The organism is Lactococcus sp. (assembly GCF_036648155.1).
Lineage (GTDB): Bacteria > Bacillota > Bacilli > Lactobacillales > Streptococcaceae > Lactococcus > Lactococcus cremoris.
This window is the reverse complement of record NZ_JAVXIY010000018.1, coordinates 1-5,443: the sequence shown is the minus strand read 5'-3', so window position 1 is coordinate 5,443 and position 5,443 is coordinate 1. Positions and strand designations below refer to the sequence as shown.

The 5,443-nt window shown below is 37.1% G+C and carries 8 protein-coding genes and 1 pseudogene; 5 read left to right on the top strand and 4 right to left on the bottom strand.

All coding sequences use genetic code 11. The features are described 5' to 3' along the window. From RSC39_RS11805 to RSC39_RS11790, 4 genes and pseudogenes are all read left to right on the top strand, one after another. A pseudogene (locus RSC39_RS11805) lies at nucleotides 1-180 on the top strand (hypothetical protein); the annotation flags it as partial. Next, nucleotides 177-371: an antitoxin VbhA family protein gene (locus tag RSC39_RS11800; protein ID WP_332537407.1), complete on the top strand. Its 195-nt coding sequence runs from the start codon at nucleotides 177-179 to the stop codon at nucleotides 369-371. The pseudogene RSC39_RS11805 and the gene RSC39_RS11800, both read left to right, overlap by 4 nt. A 26-nt stretch (nucleotides 372-397) precedes the next feature. Continuing rightward, nucleotides 398-697 (top strand): BrnT family toxin, encoded by a 300-nt coding sequence (locus RSC39_RS11795; RefSeq protein ID WP_332537405.1) that lies wholly within the window; start codon nucleotides 398-400, stop codon nucleotides 695-697. Continuing rightward, entirely contained in the window at nucleotides 687-911 is a 225-nt protein-coding gene (locus RSC39_RS11790; RefSeq protein ID WP_332537403.1) for a hypothetical protein, read from the top strand. The genes RSC39_RS11795 and RSC39_RS11790 overlap by 11 nt, the downstream gene beginning before the upstream one ends. Nucleotides 912-937: 26 nt before the next feature. Here RSC39_RS11790 and mobQ read toward each other — a convergent pair whose 3' ends face one another. Next, on the bottom strand, nucleotides 938-2,308 hold the full coding sequence (gene mobQ / locus RSC39_RS11785; protein WP_332537401.1) for a MobQ family relaxase: 1,371 nt from the start codon (nucleotides 2,306-2,308) through the stop codon (nucleotides 938-940). Between the two features lie 195 nt (nucleotides 2,309-2,503). On the opposite strand from mobQ, the gene RSC39_RS11780 reads away from it, so the two are divergent. Beyond that, on the top strand, nucleotides 2,504-2,758 hold the full coding sequence (locus tag RSC39_RS11780) for a mobilization protein (RefSeq protein ID WP_332537399.1): 255 nt from the start codon (nucleotides 2,504-2,506) through the stop codon (nucleotides 2,756-2,758). A 243-nt stretch (nucleotides 2,759-3,001) separates the two neighbouring features. Here the strand turns inward: RSC39_RS11780 and RSC39_RS11775 are convergent, their stop codons facing one another. Genes RSC39_RS11775 through RSC39_RS11765 form a run of 3 tightly spaced genes read right to left on the bottom strand, consistent with a single transcriptional unit; the run spans nucleotide 3,002 to nucleotide 4,651 of the window. Beyond that, the gene (locus tag RSC39_RS11775) at nucleotides 3,002-3,196 is read right to left on the bottom strand and encodes an antitoxin VbhA family protein (protein ID WP_332537397.1); all 195 of its coding nucleotides are present in this window, start codon (nucleotides 3,194-3,196) and stop codon (nucleotides 3,002-3,004) included. A gap of 16 nt (nucleotides 3,197-3,212) precedes the next feature. Beyond that, nucleotides 3,213-3,587, bottom strand: a complete 375-nt coding sequence (locus RSC39_RS11770) for a hypothetical protein (protein WP_332537395.1) — start codon at nucleotides 3,585-3,587, stop codon at nucleotides 3,213-3,215. Next, nucleotides 3,584-4,651, bottom strand: a complete 1,068-nt coding sequence (locus RSC39_RS11765; protein ID WP_332537393.1) for a replication initiation protein — start codon at nucleotides 4,649-4,651, stop codon at nucleotides 3,584-3,586. The genes RSC39_RS11770 and RSC39_RS11765 overlap by 4 nt, the downstream gene beginning before the upstream one ends. Nucleotides 4,652-5,443 lie beyond the last annotated feature (792 nt).

The window sequence follows — 5,443 nt, the reverse complement described above, 5'->3', positions numbered from 1 at the left end:
GATACATTTAGCAGTAAGCTATCAGAACTGGCGGAAGTGCAAGCTATGGCAAACGTAGGCGAAGATATGAAGCCATTTGTAGCAAGGTTGCGCTTAATGCTCAAAGACCCTGAAAAACAGAAAGAACTCCAATCCTATTTAAAACAAGTAGGGTTTAGTACCAAAGGTAGTAAGTCATGAATGATGAAGAAATCGAAAAAAGAAAAGCCTTACACAGAACAACTCAAGCAGCTTTTGCTGTAGATAACCTAAACCCAAATCCTGAAACACAATATATTTTTAATGATTACAATACTGGAAAAATAGCGACAATCGAGGAAGCGATCAAAGCACTTGATAAACATCATGGTATTAAACGCCAAATAACGTAGTGAAGTTGAACTAGAGGATAATTTTAATGCCCCCGTTGATTGAATATTACGGATTAATGTTTGAATGGCATGACCAAAAAATGGAATTAGTCTATCGAGGGCGTGAAATTACTTTCGAGGAGGTGTGTAGTATTTTCTTAGATCCCTCAATGGTATCCTATGATGATGTTGGACATTACGATGAGCAAAGGATCATTTCAACTGGGCTGAGTAATCTTGGTCGATTGCTTACAGTGGTTTGGGTTGAGCGTGAGGATGTTGCTAGAATAATCACTGCCTTTGAACCATCACATAACCAAAAGCGGAGGTATAACAATGCAAAATGAATTAGAACGTTATAAAAACTTTGATCCAACCAACGCACCATTGGTTAAACCTAATTTTGTAAAAAAATTGCAGGAACGTCATGCAACAGCTCAAGCAAACGTGATTGATGCTGATGTGGTGACATGGCTGAGTACACAAGATCAAGAGACAAGACAACACATTAACGACATGATCCGTCATGCTATGGCGTTAAAAGGTTTTAAACACGCCTAAGGTCGGGGGGAGTACCGTTTTGAGTGTCAACGCCCTCGTCCCTTGTCGGTGTCTTGCTCTTGGGTTCTAGTCTTGCTGATAGTGGCATTTTGCTCATTGAGTTCTCTTTCCAACTCTTTGATTTTTTTGTATTCGTCAGGGTATTTTTGATGGATTAAACTTTCGGCTTTTTGCCAGTGTTCATACGCCACACCACGCTTTTTGATTTCTTGGTGTTCGGTTTTGAGGTGGTCGTATTTGGCTTTGATCTCGTTATCGTGTTGGTGGACTAAATTTGCTAGTTCACCCTCCCATGCCTTGAGTTTAAAAGGATTGAATGGTTTGTTATTCCGATGGGTTTCAATTTGATCGAGTAGTTTTTTACTGGTTTCTATGTATTCACTCATTTGATTTATAATGGTTTTTAGTTCTTTTTCATGGATTTGTTGGGCTAAATCCTGAATTTTGGTTTTGAAAAGTTGAACGGCAATTTGCTTTTCACTGGTTGGAATATCTTGGAATATAGCGCTAGATTGCTCTGGTTTGCGTTCTAAGCGATTTTTGTTACCACTGTGTACATTCGCATCATCTTTCGTTTTTTCGTGGCTATTTGGTGATTCTGTGCGTAATTTGGCTATGGTTTTCTCTGTTGCAATAATTTCTTGCTCCAGTCCATTGATGATTTCTGCCAGTTTTTCGGTATTTTGTGCTTTGATCGCATCGTTTTTGAGGCTGATTTCGGTATTTATGCCCTGTCTGCGTAATTGGGTGATTTTACTGCCCTCGTGGACGGTGGCTTGTAGCCCATTGTCCTGATCGGCATAACTGCGGTGGTCTACTTCGGTCAAGTAACCTGCTCTCGCCAAGTGTTTGTTGGCTAGATCGGCAAAACTTTCTCTCCAAAATTCGACTTCCTGTTTGCCATTGTCGTTAAATTCCCTTGTCTTTTTTCCTAAATTTCCATGTTCATCAATGCTCCGAGTCGTAAACATAATGTGAGCATGATAATTACGCTTATCACTTCCGTTTGCTGTGTGTGGGGTATGAATTGCAGCATCCACAACAACGGCATGACGCTTTACGATGTCTTGGCATAATTCATTGAGCATTTGTTCACGTTGCTGTTGGTTGAGTTCATGCGGAAAAGCAATTTCAAACTCTCTAGCAAGTTGTGAATTTTTACGGTTTTCAACTTTCTCAACGATATTCCAAAGTTGGTTACGGTCTAATAGTTCAGGATTTGTATTTTCAGGGGCATAGATTTTTTTGAATTCTACGCCTGTTTTTTTTGTGTAGTCCTGTTCTTTCCCTTGTCTTTCATCTATCAATTTTTCACCTGAACGATAGGCAGAACAAGCAACGGCTGAACGTCCGTCACTTCTGCTTATGTTCTTCACTGAAAAATGATAAATCGCCATGATTTATTTTTGCCTTTTAAAATCTTTATATTTTCGGGGTAAAGGGGTGTCCCTTTTCGTACTTCCAAACTTAATGAAATTAGTTTGGGAAAGTGCGCCCTTTGGGAAAACCACGATAGCAGACAGTACCTTGAATTTCAATTCATGTATGCTTATGCTAACTGTGGTTTTTTAGGCTTTGGAATTACAATGAAAATGGAATCTTTAGAACAACAAATTGCTAAACAGGAAGAACGCTTAAAACAGCTTAAAGCTCAAAAGCAAGCTGTATTGGCTCGTGAAAAAAAGAAGCTATCTGACCAACAACGAAAAGATGATACTAGACGTAAAATTTTACTCGGTTCTTTAGCACTAAAAAAAATGGAAGATGAAGCAGAAAAAACAAAAATACTTGCTGAACTCAACGAGTATTTAACAGAAGATCGAGACAGAAGTTTGTTTGATTTATAATGGAAGTTTGGTATTGGCTATTTCTAGGAATAATCCATTAAATGGATTATCTTTATTAAGATTTTTAAGAGTAAGATGGCGATGTAGTTGGGTGTATCTGTCCCGTTCTTGATCTGTAAAATCATTCGCTAAAGAAAATATAAAGTCCACAAATCGAAGCCATTCATCACCTTTAAAAACATCCAGTAAGATTTGGTCGAGTTCAGAATCTTCTATCATTTAAAGTGCCGTTATTTAAAAAGGTTATCTCTTGATGCCATAGTGTTTGTCTAATGCTTTGATTGCAGCATCAATGCTTTTAATCTCGCCATTGTTGTATGCATCAAAAATGTACTGTGTATCGGGGTTTGGATGCAAATTATCTACAGCAAAGCTAGCTTGCGTTTGTGCATGTATTTCCTTTCTTTTCCTGATTTCATCTAGTTTATTGTTTTTCATAGCTTATCCTTGTTTTCTAAAGAAATATGAATCTTTTGAATACTTTATCGAAATCCATACTTAGTTCGTCACACATTTGTTCAAATTGCATGATCTCAACCCAAGCAATAAATTTTTCATCAATTACCTCAAATTTGCTTGATTCATTTATAACATCTCCAGAGCTTCCCCAAAAATCTGAAAAAAATCTAGCAAAACGTATTACTTCATCACACTCCCCATAATGGTATGCAATATAATAATAGTGGTGTACTACAAAGTTATTGAAAAAATTTTGTATGGCATAAAGTACTTGCAGTTGTTTAGAGTTCCATTCTTCAATTTTAGGAAATGGTAAGCCTCCTTTAGTTTCATCATCTTTATCAAAATATTGCAGTATTGGTCTTTTCATAGTTTAAAGCCTAAAGTTTTAGGATCGAAAGGATCATCACACGCCAACAAATATTCCATATATTGTCTAACATATTTTGATTCTTGTAATTGATTGATAAGTTTGAATTTAGCATCTTCATATTTTAGACAATCCGACCAATCACCAACGATTGCAGGGTTTTGATAAAGCTTATCTGCATATTTGATCGCTTGTGATTGTGACATGCCTTTAATTTCGTTGTCTGATACACCATTTACCCAATCAATTGTTTTGGGATCTCGCTCTATACCTTTTACTTTTGCCTTTTTTTCTTTGAATTTCAGCTCTAAATGCGTGAATTTACGCCCTGATTTAATTAACTCATAGCTAACTTTATAAGGTGTTTTTTCATTAATTTCATTAATTGCGGTGTCTATTACACGTTTTTTAAGATCTTTAGTTGCCTGATATTTCTCAAATAAAGCTAAAGAGTAACGTAGGTCTTCTAAACTAATTCTACAGTACCCAGTGGATTTAAATTGCATCATCATTTGGTAAAAACGGAAACTATAAACACTGCCAAAACCTGCAACATCATCAAGTAGGAATTGGGTGAAATTAGCCTTTAACTCACTGAGTAACGGTAAAATACGACTATCAAAAACAACCCTAGCCACAATATCTTCACTATGTCGCCCAAAAGGTAATGATTCTAGTAAATTATATTTTCTTAACCCATTGAGATAGTTTTTATAATCTTCAGGATTTGGGTATTTTAATTTTAATCGGGCATCCGCATTTTTATCGAAACGTAAAACTTCTGACAACCAATGAAATTCCAATACCCCTGCATTGGTTTCTATAAGTAAGGTTTTTTTCATTAAATCTTTAGTGGCATTCCGAATATCTCGTGTTGCCTGATCAGCATTAGCTCCCAGCCGAATAAAATCATCTCTTGTAATGTAATAGGCCTGTTTAGGGTCTATTGGTTCATTTTTAGGTATCTGCGCTAGGGCAGACAAAAGTAACCGCTGTTCACTTACACTTAAATTATATGACGCTTTAACGATGGAATTATCCATTACAACTAGATCGTTATTCACCCGACAATCTGTCCTTTTTATAATTAATTGGGACTTTTTTAGCATTGTCCCAAATGTAATTCAAGTATTAATTAAGACTTTTAAAATTTTGTCCTATTTCACCGACAATCCGTCCCCCTTTCACCGACAATCCGTCCCCCTTTCACCGACAATCCGTCCCCCTTTCACCGACAATCCGTCCCTTTTAATGCTCTAAGAGCATTGTGTGGTAAGGCTTTGAAGGGGGTCTAAAAACTATTTAAAAACTATTAAAAATAAAAAAAAGAGAAAAAATCAAAAAAACCTGTGGATAACTACTAATTTGGATAATTATCGGTTTAGAGGTAAAGATCAAAAACAGCCCTATGGCACTCGCTTCGCTCGTGGCATTTTGACCTCGTTTCACTCGGTCGGTGGGGCTGTTTTTTCTGTTCCTGGTAGCATTGATTCTGAAAAGCAAAAGCAAGAATGGATTCGCTTCGCTCATAGAGCCTTTTTGCTCGCTTCGCTCGATCTAGGGGCATAAGACAACATGGAAATATAGATTTTCTAGGTTTCAAAACACTAAAAAGCGGTTTTTCATGGGGGCTAGACGCAAATTTTGGTTGTTCGCTCGTAGACACTCGCTCTGGAAAAGGGCCTGCTGATCTACTTGAAGAACGCATCAAACAGTATGAAACTAAGGAAACGGCAATCAAGGAGTAACCCATGCCATTAATCGAGTTCTACGGTTTGTTGTTTGAATGGCATGACCAAAAAATGGAATTAGTCTATCGAGGGCGTGAAATTACTTTCGAGGAGGTGTGTAGTATT

Bases quoted from the DNA above. Each gene is read 5' to 3' on its own strand.
- RSC39_RS11800 (WP_332537407.1), top strand. From the start codon at position 177: ATGAATGATGAAGAAATCGAAAAAAGAAAAGCCTTACACAGAACAACT.
- RSC39_RS11795 (WP_332537405.1), top strand. From the start codon at position 398: ATGCCCCCGTTGATTGAATATTACGGATTAATGTTTGAATGGCATGAC.
- RSC39_RS11790 (WP_332537403.1), top strand. From the start codon at position 687: ATGCAAAATGAATTAGAACGTTATAAAAACTTTGATCCAACCAACGCA.
- mobQ (WP_332537401.1), bottom strand. From the start codon at position 2,308: ATGGCGATTTATCATTTTTCAGTGAAGAACATAAGCAGAAGTGACGGA.
- RSC39_RS11780 (WP_332537399.1), top strand. From the start codon at position 2,504: ATGGAATCTTTAGAACAACAAATTGCTAAACAGGAAGAACGCTTAAAA.
- RSC39_RS11775 (WP_332537397.1), bottom strand. From the start codon at position 3,196: ATGAAAAACAATAAACTAGATGAAATCAGGAAAAGAAAGGAAATACAT.
- RSC39_RS11770 (WP_332537395.1), bottom strand. From the start codon at position 3,587: ATGAAAAGACCAATACTGCAATATTTTGATAAAGATGATGAAACTAAA.